The 17,193-nt window shown below is 60.5% G+C and carries 14 protein-coding genes; all 14 read left to right on the forward strand.

The annotated features are described in order from the left end of the window. Positions 1-29 precede the first annotated feature (29 nt). The 14 genes from ACIROY_RS10840 to accD all read left to right on the forward strand — a co-directional run bounded on the left by ACIROY_RS10840 (position 30) and on the right by accD (position 17,132). Positions 30-1,916 carry an MFS transporter gene (locus ACIROY_RS10840; protein ID WP_402341555.1) on the forward strand — a complete coding sequence of 629 codons (1,887 nt, stop codon included), beginning with the start codon at positions 30-32 and terminating at the stop codon, positions 1,914-1,916. A 52-nt stretch (positions 1,917-1,968) separates the two neighbouring features. Next, positions 1,969-3,066, forward strand: coding sequence for a chorismate synthase (gene aroC / locus ACIROY_RS10845; protein ID WP_402273324.1), 1,098 nt, complete (start codon positions 1,969-1,971; stop codon positions 3,064-3,066). A 186-nt stretch (positions 3,067-3,252) separates the two neighbouring features. Continuing rightward, positions 3,253-4,101, forward strand: coding sequence for a M48 family metallopeptidase (locus tag ACIROY_RS10850; protein WP_402341557.1), 849 nt, complete (start codon positions 3,253-3,255; stop codon positions 4,099-4,101). Between the two features lie 276 nt (positions 4,102-4,377). Beyond that, entirely contained in the window at positions 4,378-5,778 is a 1,401-nt protein-coding gene (gene leuC, locus ACIROY_RS10855) for a 3-isopropylmalate dehydratase large subunit (protein WP_402273320.1), read from the forward strand. Between the two features lie 22 nt (positions 5,779-5,800). Then, positions 5,801-5,932, forward strand: a complete 132-nt coding sequence (locus tag ACIROY_RS10860) for an entericidin A/B family lipoprotein (protein ID WP_116433625.1) — start codon at positions 5,801-5,803, stop codon at positions 5,930-5,932. A 122-nt stretch (positions 5,933-6,054) separates the two neighbouring features. After that, complete coding sequence (gene leuD / locus ACIROY_RS10865; protein WP_402273317.1) at positions 6,055-6,702, forward strand: 3-isopropylmalate dehydratase small subunit; 648 nt, start codon at positions 6,055-6,057, stop codon at positions 6,700-6,702. A 131-nt stretch (positions 6,703-6,833) separates the two neighbouring features. Next, a complete protein-coding gene (gene leuB / locus ACIROY_RS10870) occupies positions 6,834-7,904 on the forward strand; it encodes a 3-isopropylmalate dehydrogenase (protein ID WP_053196629.1) in 1,071 nt (356 codons plus the stop codon). Positions 7,905-7,970: 66 nt separating this feature from the next. Then, entirely contained in the window at positions 7,971-9,077 is a 1,107-nt protein-coding gene (gene asd / locus ACIROY_RS10875) for an aspartate-semialdehyde dehydrogenase (RefSeq protein ID WP_402341559.1), read from the forward strand. 331 nt (positions 9,078-9,408) lie between these two features. Beyond that, positions 9,409-12,126, forward strand: a complete 2,718-nt coding sequence (locus ACIROY_RS10880) for a FimV/HubP family polar landmark protein (RefSeq protein ID WP_402341561.1) — start codon at positions 9,409-9,411, stop codon at positions 12,124-12,126. Positions 12,127-12,345: 219 nt separating this feature from the next. Then, a complete protein-coding gene (truA, locus tag ACIROY_RS10885; RefSeq protein ID WP_402342006.1) occupies positions 12,346-13,167 on the forward strand; it encodes a tRNA pseudouridine(38-40) synthase TruA in 822 nt (273 codons plus the stop codon). A gap of 63 nt (positions 13,168-13,230) precedes the next feature. After that, entirely contained in the window at positions 13,231-13,893 is a 663-nt protein-coding gene (locus tag ACIROY_RS10890; protein WP_402342008.1) for a phosphoribosylanthranilate isomerase, read from the forward strand. 43 nt (positions 13,894-13,936) lie between these two features. Continuing rightward, on the forward strand, positions 13,937-15,205 hold the full coding sequence (gene trpB, locus ACIROY_RS10895; RefSeq protein ID WP_402273309.1) for a tryptophan synthase subunit beta: 1,269 nt from the start codon (positions 13,937-13,939) through the stop codon (positions 15,203-15,205). A gap of 130 nt (positions 15,206-15,335) precedes the next feature. Next, on the forward strand, positions 15,336-16,133 hold the full coding sequence (gene trpA, locus ACIROY_RS10900; protein ID WP_402273307.1) for a tryptophan synthase subunit alpha: 798 nt from the start codon (positions 15,336-15,338) through the stop codon (positions 16,131-16,133). 126 nt (positions 16,134-16,259) lie between these two features. Next, positions 16,260-17,132 (forward strand): acetyl-CoA carboxylase, carboxyltransferase subunit beta, encoded by an 873-nt coding sequence (accD, locus tag ACIROY_RS10905; protein ID WP_053196637.1) that lies wholly within the window; start codon positions 16,260-16,262, stop codon positions 17,130-17,132. Positions 17,133-17,193 lie beyond the last annotated feature (61 nt).

Consider the following 17,193-nt stretch of genomic DNA (forward strand, 5'->3'; position numbering starts at 1 on the left):
CCCCTCCAGATTTCGTTCATCTTTACTCCATGAGTCAATCCAATCAGTTTTCCCTGCTCGGTCAACGCCGTTTCGCACCATTCTTCTGGACCCAGTTCCTCGGCGCGCTCAACGACAACGTGTTCAAGACGGCGCTGCTGACCATCCTGACCTATGACGCGCTGAGCTGGACTACCATCGATACGGGCCTGCTTAACAACCTGATCCCGGGTTTGTTCATCCTGCCGTTCTTCCTGTTTTCGGCGACCGCCGGGCAGCTGGCCGACAAGATGGAAAAAGGCCGGCTGGCGCGCTACGTCAAGCTGCTGGAAATCGCCATCATGGGCATCGCCGCCTACGGCTGGATGACGCATCACCTGTGGTTGCTGGTGGTGGCAGTGGCCGGCATGGGCGTGCATTCGACCATCTTCGGGCCGGTCAAGTACGCCTATTTACCGCAGCAGCTCAAACCGCAGGAACTGATCGGCGGCAACGGCGTGATCGAAATGGGCACCTTCGTCGGCATCCTGCTGGGCGAAGTGATCGGCGCCGTGCTGGTGGTGCACAAGCCGTTCGGGCTGGAAATGGTGGCGGTGATCACGATCGGTTTCGCCGTGCTCGGCTGGCTGGCCAGCCTGGGCATTCCCAATTCGCCGGCGCCGGCGCCTGATCTCAAGATCAACTGGAACCCGTTCACGGAGATGGTGCGCAACCTCGGTTTTTCTCGCCGCAACCGTCCGGTGTTCCTGTCGATCCTCGGCAATTCGTGGTTCTGGTTTTACGGCGCCATCGTGCTGGCGCAATTCCCGCTGTATGCGAAAAATTACCTGCATGGCGATCACAGCGTGTTTGTGCTGTTGCTGATGGTGTTTTCGGTCGGCATCGGCATCGGTTCGCTGCTATGCGAGCGCCTCTCCGGCCACAAGGTGGAGATCGGCCTGGTGCCGTTCGGTGCAATCGGCTTGTCGGTGTTCGGTCTTGAACTTTACTTCGCCAGCGTCAGCTACACTGCCACGGCTGCAGTCGACATGACCGGTTTCCTGGCGCAGCACGGCAGCCTGCGCATCCTGTTCGACTGCGCGATGATCGGCGTGTTCGGCGGTTTGTACATCGTGCCGCTGTTTGCGCTGATCCAGACGCGCTGCGATCCCGAACACGTTTCGCGCACCATCGCCGGCATGAACATCATGAACTCGCTGTTCATGGTGGTGGCGGCTTTACTGGCCATGGTGCTGCTGCGCTCTGGCTTCACGATCCCGCAGATTTTCCTGATCACGGCGATCCTCAACGCGCTGGTGGCGACCTACATCTTCTCGCTGGTGCCGGAATTCCTGATGCGCTTCCTGGCGTGGATGCTGATCCACACCATCCATCGCGTACGCACCGTCAACGCCGACCTGATTCCCAAGCACGGCGCGGCGGTGCTGGTGTGCAACCACGTCAGCTATGTCGACGCCATCGTGATCATGGCGGCCAGCCCACGTCCGATCCGCTTCGTCATGGATCACCGGATTTTCAAGACGCCGATCTTGTCCTGGATCTTCCGCACCGCCAAGGCGATTCCGATTGCGCCCGCGAAGGAGGATCCTTGGTTGATGGAAAAGGCCTACGTCGACATCGCCCAGGCGCTGCATGAAGGCGACCTGGTCTGCATCTTCCCGGAAGGCAAGCTGACCAGCACCGGCGAGATCAACGAATTCAAGGGCGGCATCAAGAAAATCATCGACCGTACGCCGGTGCAGGTTTTCCCGCTGGCCCTGCGCGGTTTGTGGGGCAGCCTGCTGACGCGCGGCGCCGGCAATCCTTTCCATCGCTCGTTCAAGCGCGGTCTGTTTTCACGCCTGGAACTGGCGGTCGGCGAGCCGATTCCGGCGCAGCAGGCGACGCCGGAATACCTGCAGCAGCGCGTGAGCGAACTGCGCGGGGAGTGGAAGTAGTCACCACACTGGTAAAATTCGATTTCAGATCATTTAAAAGCAGAGCTTCGTTATGTCCGGCAATACCCTTGGCACGCTGTTTACCGTTACCACCTTCGGCGAATCCCATGGCCCGGCCATTGGTTGCGTGATCGACGGCTGCCCGCCGGGAATGGAGCTCTCCGAAGCCGACATCCAGCCTGAACTGGACCGCCGCAAGCCCGGCACCTCGCGCCACGTCACCCAGCGCCAAGAGCCGGATACGGTCGAAATCCTGTCCGGCGTGTTCGAAGGCAAAACTACCGGCACGCCGATCGCACTGCTGATCCGCAACCAGGACCAGCGCAGCAAGGATTACGGCAATATCCTTGATACTTTCCGTCCCGGCCATGCCGACTACACCTACTGGCACAAGTACGGCATCCGCGATCCGCGCGGCGGCGGCCGTTCCTCGGCGCGCCTGACCGCCCCCGTGGTCGGCGCGGCGGCGGTGGCCAAGAAATGGCTGTTCGAGAAATACGGCACCACCTTCAAGGGCTGCATGAGCCAGCTCGGCGACATCGCCATTCCGTTCGAATCCTGGGAGCACGTGCGCGAGAATCCTTTCTTCGCCGCCAATGCGACCGTCATTGCGCAACTGGAAGAGTACATGGACGCCTTGCGCAAGGCCGGCGACTCTTGCGGCGCGCGTATCGACGTGGTGGCGCAGAATGTCCCGGTCGGACTGGGCGAGCCGATTTACGACAAGCTCGACGCCGAGATTGCTTTTGCCCTGATGGGCATCAACGCCGTCAAGGGCGTGGAAATCGGCGCCGGCTTCAGGTCGGTGTCGCAAAAAGGGACCGAGCACGGCGACGCGCTCACCCCTGATGGTTTCGTCGGCAACAACGCCGGCGGCATCCTGGGCGGCATTTCGACCGGCCAGGACATTACCGCATCGATCGCCATCAAGCCGACCTCGAGCATCCGTTCGCCGCGTCCGTCGATCGACAAGGCCGGCCACGCCACCGACGTCGAAACCCACGGTCGCCACGATCCCTGCGTCGGCATTCGCGCAACGCCCATCGCCGAAGCCATGCTGGCCTTGGTGTTGATGGATCACGCCCTGCGCCATCGTGCGCAATGCGGCGACGTGCATGTGACGACGCCGCAGATCGCCGCCCAGAAATAAATCGAATTCCAATAAATTTGCCGCACTTTTTCCGCGGCAGGCAGAACCGAGTTGTCGTGCGCGGGTCGAACGATCCGCAAGCATGGGGAGACATTGCGTCCACGACAACGATGCGCGGCAACGCTGCAGCATCGGCCTGGCCGGACAATAGTTTCCCCGTATTCTTATCTTTCACGAGGGGATGACATGGGCCGCCAAATTCTGCAAGCATTGCATCGACAACAATTCCTGCCGCGACTGCTGATTGCGGCGACCGCACTGGCGCTGACCGCCTGCGAAAGCGTACAGACCACCCAAGGCGGCGCCGTTGGCGTGACCCGTTCGCAAAGCATGGCCTTGTCCGCGCAGGAAATCGACAACGCCGCCGTCAAGGAATACGCCCAGGTGCTCGACGAGCAAAGGAAGAAGGGCGCGCTGAACCAGAATGCCGCCCAGGTGCGCCGCGTGCGCGCCATCGCCGATCGGCTGATCCCGCAAACGGTGGCGTTCCGCCCCGACGCCGCCAAGTGGAAATGGGAAGTCAACGTCATCACCTCGCCGGAAGCCAATGCCTGGTGCATGCCCGGCGGCAAGATCGCGGTCTACACCGGCCTGATCGAAAAACTCAAGATCACCGACGACGAGCTGGCGGCTGTGATGGGCCATGAAATCTCCCACGCCTTGCGCGAGCATGCGCGCGAACGCGCCTCCGAGCAGGCCGTGACCGGCTCGCTGATTTCCATCGGTTCGTCCATTCTCGGCGTTGGCGAACTCGGCCAGCAGGGCGCGCAGTACGCCTACATGGGCCTGGTCGGCCTGCCCAATTCACGCACCCACGAAACCGAAGCCGACCGCATGGGCGTGGAACTCGCCGCCCGCGCCGGTTACGACCCGCGCGCCGCAATTTCCCTGTGGCAAAAAATGGGGCAGATCGGCGGCAGCGAACCGATGAAATTCATGTCCACGCATCCGTCGCGCGACGACCGCATCAGCGATCTGACCGTGTATTCGCAACGCGTGATGCCGCTCTACGAGCAAACTAAAAAAACACGCTGAAAACCTGTCCACGATCTTACTGCGAGGCCATGATCCGGCGTCGGGCGGTGCTCGGAATCCTCATGTGCTCAAGCACACTCCCAGGATTACTTCCATGAGCTGCGCTCCGGCCGCCACCGGCTGATGGCCTCTCGCTACAGATCGTGAACAGGTTTCGAAGCAAAGCGTTGTCCGAGCGCCGCCAAAACCACATTGCGGCCTCGGAAAAGGCGTGTTTATGGCATAATCAAAGGCTCATTTCAACGACTTGCGTAGCCTTTACACGCCCGCATCATCATGCTCAAGACGCTATACGACAAACTTTGGGAATCTCACGTTGTTCATGCTGAACAAGACGGAACGGCCATTTTGTACATTGACCGTCACCTATTGCATGAAGTGACCAGCCCGCAAGCATTTGAAGGCCTCAAGCTGGCCGGCCGCCAACCATGGCGCAACGCCGCCAATCTGGTGGTGGCCGACCACAATGTACCGACCACCAACCGCGCCAACGGCATCTCCGATCCGATCTCGCGCCTGCAGGTCGAGACGCTGGACGCCAACGCCAAGGAATACGGCCTGACCTATTTCGGCATGAACGACAAGCGCCAGGGCATCGTGCACGTCATCGGACCTGAGCAAGGCGCGACGCTGCCCGGCATGACCGTGGTCTGCGGCGACTCGCATACGTCCACGCACGGCGCTTTCGCCTGTCTGGCGCACGGCATCGGCACCTCCGAAGTCGAACACGTGCTGGCGACGCAAACGCTGCTGGCCAAGAAGTCCAAGTCCATGCTGGTCCAGGTCGACGGCGCCTTGCCGAACGGCGTGACCGCTAAAGACATCGTCCTGGCCGTAATCGGCAAGATCGGCACCGCAGGCGGCACCGGCTACGCGATCGAATTCGCCGGTTCGACCATGCGCGCGCTGACCATGGAAGGCCGCATGACGGTCTGCAACATGGCCATCGAGGCCGGCGCGCGCGCCGGCATGATCGCGGTTGACGACACTACCATCAATTATCTCAAGGGCCGTCCGTTCTCGCCTGCGGGTCCGCACTGGGAGCGCGCCGTGACGTACTGGCGCACGCTGCATTCCGATCCGGGCGCCAAGTTCGACATGGTCGTGACATTGAACGCCACCGAGATCAAGCCGCAAGTGACCTGGGGCACATCGCCGGAAATGGTGACGGCCATCGACAGCCGCGTGCCGGATCCGGACAAGGAAAAAGACGCCACCAAGCGCGACGGCATGGAAAAGGCCTTGGCCTACATGGCGTTGAAGCCCAATACCCCGATCGAAGACATTCGCATCGACAAAGTGTTCATCGGCTCCTGCACCAACTCGCGCATTGAAGATCTGCGTGAAGCGGCAGCGGTGGTGCGCGGCAAGTTCCGCGCGTCCAACGTCAAGCTGGCGATGGTGGTGCCGGGCTCCGGCCTGGTCAAGGAACAGGCCGAGCGCGAAGGCCTGGACAAGATTTTCCGCGATGCCGGTTTTGAATGGCGCGAGCCTGGCTGTTCGATGTGTCTGGCGATGAACGCCGACCGTCTGGAGCCGGGTGAGCGTTGCGCATCGACGTCCAACCGCAACTTCGAAGGACGTCAGGGCGCCGGCGGCCGTACTCACCTGGTGAGCCCGGCAATGGCGGCTGCAGCAGGTATCGCAGGGCATTTCGTTGATGTACGTTCTTTGTAAATAAAACTACCTTGGTGAACTCATGAAAAAAATAATCGCTTTGGCCGCACTGGCTGTTTCCATCCTGACACTGACCGCATGCAACACCGTGCGCGGATTCGGTGAAGATGTCTCGCACGTCGGCGACAAGATGCAGGACGCGAGCAAGAAGTAATAACGCAGGTGGCGGCAGCCGGTGCGTTGCATCACTGTCGCTGATTCGTTTTGTTGAGATAAAAGAAATCGGCTGATCCGGATTGCCGCATGGTGCGGCGATCCATCATCGATAAAAGTGCCATGAATAAATTTATTGTCCATGATGGTCTGGTTGCTCCGCTTGATCGCGCCAACGTCGATACCGACGCGATCATTCCCAAGCAATTCCTGAAATCGATCCAACGCAGCGGCTTCGGTCCGAACCTGTTCGACGAATGGCGTTACCTGGATCACGGCGAACCGGGCATGGACAATTCCAAGCGCCCGCTGAATCCGGATTTCGTGCTGAATCAGGCGCGCTACCAAGGTGCATCGATCCTGCTGGCGCGCAAGAATTTCGGTTGCGGCTCCTCGCGCGAACATGCGCCGTGGGCGCTGGATCAATTCGGTTTCCGCGCAGTGATTGCGCCGAGCTTTGCCGATATTTTCTTCAACAATTGCTTCAAGAACGGCTTGCTGCCGATCGTGCTGCCGGAGCAGCAGATCGACCGCCTGTTTGATGAAGTGAAGGCATTCCCGGGCTTCCGCCTGATCATTGACCTGGAAAAACAGGTCATTACTACCGCCAATGGCAGTCAGACTTATCCGTTTGAAGTCGGCGAATTCCGCAAGTATTGCTTGCTCAACGGCCTGGATGACATCGGTCTGACATTGCGCCAAGCGGACAAAATCCGCGCTTTTGAAGAGCGTCACCTGTTCGATCAACCTTGGCTGGCCAACACCATCTGAGCACGAGGTTAAGTACATTCGCGCAGGTTTCTGAAGTTTCCGATTAGCCGGATGTCCCGCCGCACGGTCGTCACGATTGGTGCGGGCGCGACAGCTGGCTTTACCATTTTCCAAGACTAGAAGACGACGACATGAAGATTGCAATTTTGCCAGGCGACGGCATCGGTCCCGAGATTATTGAACAAGCGGTGCGCGTGCTCGATACACTGGGCGAAAAGTTTGAAATGGAAACTGCGCCGGTCGGCGGCGCAGGTTACGAAGCACACGGCCATCCGCTGCCGGACGGCACGCTGAAGCTGGCCAAGGAAGCCGATGCGATTCTGTTCGGCGCCGTCGGTGACTGGAAGTACGACACGCTGGATCGTCCGCTGCGCCCTGAGCAAGCCATCCTGGGCCTGCGCAAGCATCTGCAGCTGTTTGCCAATTTCCGTCCTGCAATCTGCTATCCGGAACTGACCGGCGCCTCCTCGCTGAAGCCTGAACTGGTGGCCGGCCTGGACATCCTGATCGTGCGCGAACTGAACGGCGACATCTATTTCGGCCAGCCGCGCGGCATGCGTGAAGCGCCGGACGGCCCGTTCAAGGGCGCGCGCGAAGGTTTCGACACCATGCGTTACAGCGAGCCGGAAATCCGCCGCATCGCCCATGTTGCGTTCCAGGCTGCGGCCAAGCGCGGCAACCGCCTGTGCAGCGTCGACAAGGCCAACGTGCTGGAAACATTCCAGTTCTGGAAAGACATCGTCACCGACGTGCACAAGGAATATCCGCAAGTCGAACTGACCCACATGTACGTGGACAATGCCGCGATGCAACTGGTGAAGGCGCCGAAGAATTTCGACGTCATCGTGACCGGGAACATGTTCGGCGACATCCTGTCGGATGCAGCAGCCATGCTGACCGGTTCGATCGGCATGTTGCCGTCGGCCTCCCTGGACGCCAACAACAAGGGTTTGTACGAACCGTCGCACGGTTCGGCTCCGGATATCGCCGGCAAGGGCATCGCCAATCCGCTGGCGACCATCTTGTCTGCTGCCATGATGCTGCGTTTCTCGCTGAACAAGGCGGAGCAGGCTGATCGCATTGAAGCGGCGGTGAAGAAAGTCCTTGCACAAGGCTATCGCACCGGCGATATTTATGAAGAGGGCACTACCAAGGTCGGCACCAAGGAAATGGGCGACGCAGTCGTCAAAGCATTGGGTTGATTGGGGTAGTGGTTTTTTTAACGTTGTAGTTCATTGATTATGGAAGTTCATAAATAGGGAAAGATGATGAAACTGGTTGGTTTAGTAGGCTGGCGTGGAATGGTGGGTTCGGTCCTGATGCAACGCATGCAGGACGAGGGTGATTTCGATCACATCGAGCCGGTATTTTTTTCGACCTCGAATGCAGGCGGTAAAGCTCCGTCGTTCGCCAAAACGGCAACGACGCTGAAAGACGCCAACAGCATTGACGAGCTGAAAAAATGCGACATCATTATTACCGCGCAGGGCGGCGACTACACCACCGAGATCTTTCCCAAGCTGCGTGCAGCCGGCTGGAACGGTTTCTGGATTGATGCGGCGTCGACCCTGCGCATGAAGGACGACGCCGTGATCGTGCTCGATCCGGTCAATGACAATGTCATTCGCGACGCGCTGGCCAAGGGCGTCAAGAATTACATCGGCGGCAATTGCACCAACTCCATCCTGCTGATGGGCGTGGGCGGCCTGTTCAAGGAAGGCCTGGTCGAGTGGGTCAGCTCGATGACCTACCAGGCGGCTTCCGGCGGCGGCGCCAACCACATGCGCGAGCTGTTGAAGGGCATGGGCGTGATCAATGCGGCCGTGGCCGATGAACTGGCGACGCCGTCGTCGGCGATTCTGGACATCGACCGCAAAGTTGCCAAGACCATCCGCGAAGACGTGCCGACCGAATACTTCGGCGCGCCGTTGGCCGGCGGCCTGATCCCGTGGATCGACGCGCAGCTGGAAAACGGCCAGTCCAAGGAAGAGTGGAAGGGCCAGGCCGAAGTCAACAAGATCCTCGGCAACGAAACGCCGATTCCGGTCGACGGCCTGTGCGTGCGCATCGGTGCGATGCGTTGCCATAGCCTGGCATTGACCATCAAGCTCAAGCGCGACCTGCCGCTGGCGGACATCGAATCCATCATCCGTGCGGGTAACCAATGGGTGAAATGGGTGCCGAACGATCGCGCCATCACGGTCAAGGAACTGACCCCGGCATCGATCACCGGCAGCCTGGAAATCGGCGTCGGCCGCGTGCGCAAGCTGAACCAGGGACCGGAATACATTTCCGCGTTCGTGATCGGCGATCAATTGCTGTGGGGCGCGGCCGAGCCGCTGCGCCGCATGCTGCGCATCATCCTCGGCAAATGATTGAGGACGGGGCGAAGGGATTTTCTTTCGTTCCGTTGTCAATTTGCAACGCTAACCCGTCAAACATTCCTTCCCCGGAATGCTGACGGGTTTTGACCATCTTGAGAACTTGGTTACACTTGCAGGCCTAAGTTCTTGATGATATGTTGAAAATCAGAATTTATCTCATCCACGTCAATAAACCGGTAGTAACGACAGGGCTGGTCAAATCCATTGCTTAATGGCAAGTTGGACGGCTTTTGTTGGCTTATCGAATTTTTACTTGTCATTGATGAAATGAACTTTGGTCTTCAGGCCTTCTTTAACGGAACGTCTACCTCACCATACAAACATGCCTCTACATACTGATAACAAGTTTCCGCTGTCCCGCCTGAAAAAACTGAGCGCTGCCGTCACCTTGGCAGTCATCCTGCCGATGGGAGCGCACGCCGCCGGGCTCGGCAAGCTGACCGTATTGTCGGCGCTGGGCCAGCCGCTGCGCGCGGAAATCGAGTTGACTTCAGTATCGAAAGAGGAAGAAGGCTCGCTGGTGGCCCGATTGGCATCGGCCGACGCTTTCCGCAAGGCCAACATCGATTTCAATCCGGTCTTGTCGTCGCTGCGTTTTTCCGTCGAACAGCGCCAGGGCCGGCAACTGATTCGCATCAGTTCTGCGCAGGCGCTCAACGAGCCCTTCGTCGATCTGTTGCTGGAGTTGAGCGGCGGTGGTACGCGCCTGGTACGCGAGTACACCTTCTTGCTCGATCCGCCTGACATGCGCAAGCCTCAGGCTGCGCAATCCGCGCCGGCAACGCCGTCCGCAGCAGCGCCGGCTGTCGCCAAGCCTGCCGCCGCCGCTGCCACTACTGCCACGCCAGCCGCAAAACCTGCGGCGGCCGCACCGGCGGCTCCTGCCGCCGCACCCGCCGCTTCGACATCGTCCGCCGCCGCGAATAACAGCGACGACGAGCCGGTGTCGAGCATCGTCACCAAATCCGCACCGTCGCCGCTGGCTGAAGAACTCATCCGCAACGGCCGGAGCAGCGAGCAGGCCGGCCTGACCAACGCGCCGGTGCCTGCGGCAGTGGCTGCCAAAACCGCACCACAGCCTGCTGCCCCCAATACCGACGCCAAGTCCGAAGAAGGCGTTCCTGCTGCTGGCGGCAAGCGCGGCAAGGGCGCTGCAGCGACTGCAGCAGCCAAGCCTGAAGGTAAGGCCGGCGATAAGACTTATCGCGTCAAGGAAGGCGACACGCTGGCGGACATCGCCAATCGCACCAGGGACAACACCGTGTCGCTGGATCAGATGCTGATCGCGCTGTACCGTGCCAATCCCGACGCCTTCATCGGTGACAACATCAACCGCCTGCGCGCAGGCCGCGTGCTGTCGGTGCCTGATGCCGCAGCTGCCGGTGCGGTCGACAAGGGCGAAGCGCGCACCACCGTGGTGGCGCAGGCACAGGATTTCAACGCTTACCGCAACAAGTTGGCAGGCCAGGTCGCCAGCGGTCCGGCCCGCAAAGCCAACGACGCCAAGCAAAGCGGCGGCGGCAAAGTGACCGCACGTGTGGAAGAAAAATCTTCCAGCAACGAAGCCCGCGACCGCTTGCAATTATCCAAGGCCGGCGCGGGAGCGAAAGACCGCGCCGCCGCTGAAAAAGCTGCAGCCGAAGACAAGATCGCCGCAGACAAGGCGATCGCCGAAGCCAACGACCGCGTCAAGGCGCTGGAGAAAAACGTCAGCGATCTGCAGAAGCTGCTGGAAATCAAGAACAAGACGCTGGCCGAAATGAGCGAGCAGCAGAAGGCCGCCGCCGCCAAGCCGGAAACTCCGGCTGCAGCACCTGCAGCTGCGGAAGTGAAGCCGGAGGCCAAACCGGAAGAAAAGCCGGCCGAAGCCAAGCCGGCTGAAGCAACACCGGCACCAACGCCAACGCCAGAACCTGCCAAGCCGGAAGCGGCTCCCGCTCCTGCAGCCGCTCCGGCCGCAGCAAAGCCCAAAATCGCCGTGGTCCCGGGCCCGGTTGCCACCGCCAGTTTCTTTGACCGCATTCAAGACAATCCTTTCGTGTTGCCGGGCGCCGGCGCACTGGTCGCCTTGCTGGCGGCGTGGGGTGTAGTACGCGTGCGCAACAACAAGAAAAAGGCTGCCGCAGCCGCAGCAAGTGATCCCGAACAGGAGGATGAGCCGGCACCGGCGCCCAAGGAAACGCCACCTGCAGTTGAAGCCGCAGCAGTAGCGGCAGCTGCCGCCATTCCGGAAGCGGAAGAGCCCGTTCCCGAACCTGTTGCGATTGTTGAAGAGCCGGTGGCGGCGCCAGTCGTCGAAGAGCCGGAAATCGACGCCGTCGATCGGATCGAAGAAGCCGACATGTACATTTCCTTCGGCCGCGAAGAGCAGGCTGAAGACATCCTGCAACTGGCGCTGAAATCCGATCCGAATCGCCAGGCGATCCGCAACAAGCTGCTGGAAATCTATGCGAAGCGCCAGGACGTCGACGCCTTCAATGACGTTGCCAAGGAAATGCACGCCGGCACCGGCGGCAGCGGCGAGGAGTGGGAGAAAGCCGCAGCCCTGGGCATCGTGCTGGACCCGACCAATCCGTTGTACGGAGCCGTTATCGAAGAAGAGATCGCGCCTGCGGAAGAACCGGCGCCAGCCGAGCCGGAGCCCGACCAGGGCCTGGAATTCGACCTGGACGACTTCAAGGGCGCCGAAATCCAGCCGGGCACAACGCCGCCGGCCGACATTGGCAGCAAGATCGATTTCGACCTCGAGCTTGACAGCGGCGTCAAGTCGGAGGAAGAGGAGAAGCCTGCACCGGCCGCTCCTGTACTCAATGATATCGACCTGGATTTGCCTCCGCCAGAAACCCCGAAGCCGGTCGATGTGCTGGAAGACGACGAATCCGCATTCACCGCCGAAATGTCGACCAAGCTGGACCTGGCTGCGGCCTACCAGGAAATCGGCGACAAGGAAGGCGCCCGCGAATTGCTCGAGGAAGTCATCCGCGGCGGCAATGACGCCCAGATCGCGCGCGCCCGCGACATGTTGTCCAAGCTGTCCTGAACCTGACAAGCCGGATGTCCGGAAACGGACGAGACGGGCGTCGGCAGCGACGCCCGTTTGCATTTGTTAAGCTGTTGAATCCGTTATAAATCGATCGACCCAGGCAGAACGCTGCAAAGCGACTGCCCCAACTTGCCGACTGCTGTGACCGAAACACTTTTTTCCGCCGAAGACCCTGCCGCCACGGCGCAATCGCGTCCATCGTCCACATCGTCCACTTTGCATCGCAAAGTGCTCGGCATCCAGTACGACGGCAACTCCTGGCAGGGCTGGCAGACCCAGCCGCACGGGCTCACCGTACAGGACAAGCTGGAAACCGCACTCAGGAAATTCACGCTGACCGACATCGACACCACCTGCGCGGGGCGCACCGATTCCGGCGTGCACGCGCTGGAACAAGTGGTGCATTTCGACACCGCCATTGCCCGCGAAACAGCTTCGTGGGTGCGTGGCGTGAATGCCTTCCTGCCGCCGTCGATTGCCGTGCGCTGGGCCTGCGAAGTGCCGTTGGAAGAAGGCTCCGCAGGCAACCCGGGGGAACGCGAAGACGGCTTTCATGCCCGTTTCAGCGCTACCGCACGTACTTATCACTATGTCCTGTACAACCATCCGGTACGTTCGCCGCTGCTGGCGGGCAAGGCTGGCTGGACCTTCCGTCCGCTCGACGTCGGCCTGATGCAGCAAGGTGCGGATTACCTGGTGGGCATGCATGATTTTTCGAGTTTTCGTGCGGTGGAGTGCCAGGCCAAGTCGCCGGTGCGCACGATGGAGTCGCTGCAGGTGCGCCGCCACGGCGACATGATCGTCTTCACGCTCAAGGCCAATGCCTTTTTGCATCACATGGTGCGCAACATCGTCGGTTCGCTGATTTATGTCGGCAACGGCAGGCAGCAACCGCAATGGATCGCCGAGGTGCTGGCGCAAAAAGATCGTGGCTGCGCGGCGCCGACTTTTATGCCGGACGGCCTGTATCTCGCCAAAGTGGACTATCCCTCACGCTGGCAACTGCCACAGGAAGCCGCCGTCTGGCCCTGGCTGTAGCCGGCGGGCCCGATCGGTTAGACTAGACGTCTTGTTATCCTTCACCGCCGCTCTCATTTAGCCATCATGTCCAGGACCAGAATCAAGATTTGCGGCTTGACCCGCGTTGAAGACGTTGCCGCCGCCGTTGCGGCCGGCGCCGATGCGATCGGCTTCGTGTTTTACGCCAAGAGCCCGCGCTACGTCACGGCCGATGCCGCTGCGCAACTGATCTTCACGGCGCCGCCGTTCGTCTCGACCGTGGGCCTGTTCGTCAACGCCTCGGTGGAGGAGGTCGCCGCCGTCCTGCAGCAGGCGCCGTTGTCGCTGTTGCAATTCCATGGGGATGAAACGCCGGAGCAGTGCGCCGCCATTGCCGCTGCGGTAAAACGGCCATTCATTCGTGCAGCGCGCATCGGAAGCTCGACCACGCTCGCGGATTTGATAAAATACGAACAGGATTATCGTTCCGCCAGTCCCTATTTCACGGGACTCTTGCTCGACACCCTGGTCGAACAATACGGCGGCAGCGGAAAGGTTTTCGATTGGTCTCTCATTCCAGAAGAACTCGCGCCTCGGGTCGTTTTAAGTGGTGGCTTGAGCGTACAAAACGCGACTGACGCGGTGCAGCGCGTGCGCCCGCACGCCGTCGACATCAGCAGTGGTGTCGAACAAGCCAAAGGCATCAAGGATGCCGCCAAGATCGCCGCTTTCATCGAAGCGGTGCGCCAAGCGGACAACATCTGAGCGATTGCCGTCTCATCCCGCATCGAACAGCAGAGGAATTGAAATGAAAGAATTGAACCCGCTCGGGAGTTTTTCCGAGCGCCAGCCCGTTGGTACCACTGCCGCCGCAGCCTTGCACCAGACTGCACCCTACAACCTGCCCGACGCGCGCGGCCATTTCGGCCAGTACGGCGGCAGTTTCGTCTCGGAAACCCTGACGCACGCCCTGAACGAATTGCGCGACGCCTATGCGCATTACCAGCACGACGAACAGTTTCTGGCCGAATTCCATACCGAACTGAAGCACTTCGTCGGCCGTCCGAGCCCGGTCTACCACGCCAAGCGCTGGTCCGAACTGGCCGGCGGCGCGCAGATCTATTTCAAACGCGAAGATCTCAACCACACCGGCGCCCACAAGATCAACAACGTCATCGGTCAGGCCTTGCTGGCCAAGCGCATGGGCAAGAAGCGCATCATCGCCGAAACCGGCGCCGGCCAGCACGGCGTGGCGACCGCGACGATCTGCGCGCGTTTCGGCATGGAATGCATCGTCTACATGGGCAGCGAAGACGTCAAACGTCAGTTGCAGAACGTCTACCGCATGAATTTGCTGGGCGCGACAGTGGTGCCGGTCGAATCCGGTTCCAAGACGCTCAAGGACGCACTCAACGAAGCGATGCGCGACTGGGTCACCAACGTCGAAAGCACGTTCTACATCATCGGCACCGTGGCGGGCCCGCATCCGTATCCGATGATGGTGCGCGACTTCCAGTCGGTGATCGGCAACGAATGTATCGTGCAAATGCCGGAGATCGCCAGCCGTCAGCCGGACTATGTGGTGGCTGCCGTGGGCGGCGGCTCCAATGCGATGGGGATTTTCTATCCCTACATCGATTACCAGGACGTCAAGCTGGTCGGCGTAGAAGCCGCCGGCGACGGCCTCGACAGCGGCCGCCATTCGGCTTCGCTGACGCGGGGTTCGCCCGGCGTGCTGCATGGCAACCGCACCTATCTGCTGCAGGATGAGAACGGCCAGATCATCGAGACCCATTCGGTTTCGGCCGGCCTTGATTATCCCGGCGTCGGCCCGGAACATTCCTGGTTGAAAGACAGCGGCCGCGCCAGCTATGAATGCATCACCGACGACGAGGCGCTGGCGGCTTTCAACACCTGCTGCCGCATCGAAGGCATCATTCCTGCGCTGGAATCGAGCCATGCGCTGGCCTATGCAGCCAAGCTGGCGGCGACCTTGCCGAAAGACAAGATCGTGCTGGCGAACCTGTCCGGCCGCGGCGACAAGGACATGCATACGGTCCAGCAGCGCCAGGGTTAAGCAGTCTCAAAATTTCTCAGCATTAAAAGGCGCCAGCCGCATGCGAGCAACGAAGCCTCAATCCGTTGCTCGCACGGCGCAAAAATAAAACCGTGCTGGCCGAATCGACGAAACAACACATTCCAATACCATGTCCCGTATCCAATCCACTTTCTCCGCGCTGGCGGCCGCCAACAAGAAGGCGCTGGTCACCTTCATCACCGCCGGCGATCCGGCCCCGGACCTGACCGTGCCGCTGCTGCACGCGCTGGTCGCCGGCGGCGTCGATATTCTTGAACTCGGGGTGCCGTTTTCCGATCCTATGGCAGAGGGTCCGGTCATCCAGCGCGCCTGCGAGCGCGCCCTGAAATTCAACGTCAGCACGCGCGACGTGCTGGGTTACGTGCGCGAGTTTCGCCGGACCAACACCACCACGCCGGTGGTGCTGATGGGCTATGCCAACCCGATCGAGCATTTCGGCGTGGATGCCTTCATTGCCGCGGCGAAAGAAGCGGGCGTGGACGGCACCATCGTGGTGGACTATCCGCCCGAAGAGTGCGAAGAGTTTTCGCAAAAGATGCAGGCGCAGGGCCTCGATCCGATCTTCCTGCTGGCGCCGACCTCGACCGAGGAACGCATCATGCAGGTCGCCAAGGTCAGCAGCGGCTTCTGCTATTACGTCTCGCTCAAGGGCGTGACCGGCGCCGGCAACATCGACACCGTGGAAGTAGCGGCGCGCATTGCAGCTATCCGCAAGTACGTCAAACTACCGATCGGCGTCGGTTTCGGCATCCGCGACGGCGCCACGGCCAAAGCGGTGAGCGAGGTGGCTGACGCCGTTGTCATCGGCAGCCGCATCATCCAGGAACTGGAAAATACGCCGCGCGAGCGCGCAACCGAAGCGGTGCAAGCCTTCGTGGCGGACATCCGCAAGGCGCTCGACGCCTGATCCGGCACGGGCTGCTGCAGGGCTTTCTGTGAGTGGAAACTTGCAGAAAAGCAAACAAAACACGATCCACGGCTGTGCGCGTTGGCCTCTGGTACAATGCGCCACCGGAAATTAAATGAGGTTTCTATGAGCTGGCTAGAGAAATTACTCCCGCCTCAAATTCAACGTAGCGATTCCGCAAGCCGGAAGTCGATACCCGAAGGTTTATGGGTCAAGTGCCCGTCCTGCGAAGCGGTACTCTATCGTACCGATCTGGAATCCAATCTCCACGTTTGCCCCAAGTGCAGCCACCACATGCGCATCCGCGCCCGTGCGCGCCTGGATTCGCTGCTCGACGAAGGCGGCCGTTATGAAATCGGCCAGGAGACCCTGCCGGTCGACACGCTGAAATTCAAAGACAGCAAGAAATATCCTGACCGTCTGAAAGACGCGCTGGAATCCACCGGCGAAACCGATGCCATGATCGTCATGGGCGGCGCCATCATGACTTTGCCGGTCGTGGTTGCCTGCTTCGAGTTCGAATTCATGGGCGGTTCCATGGGCTCCGTGGTCGGAGAGCGTTTCACCCGCGGCGCGCAAATGGCGCTGGAGCAAAAGGTACCGTTCATCTGCATTACCGCCACCGGCGGCGCGCGCATGCAGGAAGGCTTGTTGTCATTGATGCAAATGGCCAAGACCACTTCCATGCTGACCAAGCTATCCGAAAAGAAATTGCCGTTCATCAGCGTGCTGACCGACCCAACCATGGGTGGCGTGTCGGCATCGTTCGCCTTCATGGGCGACGTCGTGATGGCCGAACCGAAGGCATTGATCGGCTTTGCCGGTCCGCGCGTGATCGAGAACACTGTGCGTGAAAAGCTGCCGGAAGGCTTCCAGCGTTCGGAGTTCCTGGTGACCAAGGGCGCCATCGACATGATCGTCGACCGCCGCAAGATGCGCGAAGAAATCGCACGCCTGCTGGCGCTGCTGCAAAATCAGGCGGCCGAAACCGTTTCCTGATCGCGACGCTGCAGACAGACCCGAACTTGTCGTCATTCAACGCAAGTTCGGGTTTTTGCTT

The sequence above is a fragment of the Herbaspirillum sp. NPDC101396 genome, from assembly GCF_044767365.1.
Lineage (GTDB): Bacteria > Pseudomonadota > Gammaproteobacteria > Burkholderiales > Burkholderiaceae_D > Herbaspirillum.

Bases quoted from the DNA above. Each gene is read 5' to 3' on its own strand.
- ACIROY_RS10840 (WP_402341555.1), top strand. From the start codon at position 30: ATGAGTCAATCCAATCAGTTTTCCCTGCTCGGTCAACGCCGTTTCGCA.
- aroC (WP_402273324.1), top strand. From the start codon at position 1,969: ATGTCCGGCAATACCCTTGGCACGCTGTTTACCGTTACCACCTTCGGC.
- ACIROY_RS10850 (WP_402341557.1), top strand. From the start codon at position 3,253: ATGGGCCGCCAAATTCTGCAAGCATTGCATCGACAACAATTCCTGCCG.
- leuC (WP_402273320.1), top strand. From the start codon at position 4,378: ATGCTCAAGACGCTATACGACAAACTTTGGGAATCTCACGTTGTTCAT.
- ACIROY_RS10860 (WP_116433625.1), top strand. From the start codon at position 5,801: ATGAAAAAAATAATCGCTTTGGCCGCACTGGCTGTTTCCATCCTGACA.
- leuD (WP_402273317.1), top strand. From the start codon at position 6,055: ATGAATAAATTTATTGTCCATGATGGTCTGGTTGCTCCGCTTGATCGC.
- leuB (WP_053196629.1), top strand. From the start codon at position 6,834: ATGAAGATTGCAATTTTGCCAGGCGACGGCATCGGTCCCGAGATTATT.
- asd (WP_402341559.1), top strand. From the start codon at position 7,971: ATGAAACTGGTTGGTTTAGTAGGCTGGCGTGGAATGGTGGGTTCGGTC.
- ACIROY_RS10880 (WP_402341561.1), top strand. From the start codon at position 9,409: ATGCCTCTACATACTGATAACAAGTTTCCGCTGTCCCGCCTGAAAAAA.
- trpB (WP_402273309.1), top strand. From the start codon at position 13,937: ATGAAAGAATTGAACCCGCTCGGGAGTTTTTCCGAGCGCCAGCCCGTT.
- trpA (WP_402273307.1), top strand. From the start codon at position 15,336: ATGTCCCGTATCCAATCCACTTTCTCCGCGCTGGCGGCCGCCAACAAG.
- accD (WP_053196637.1), top strand. From the start codon at position 16,260: ATGAGCTGGCTAGAGAAATTACTCCCGCCTCAAATTCAACGTAGCGAT.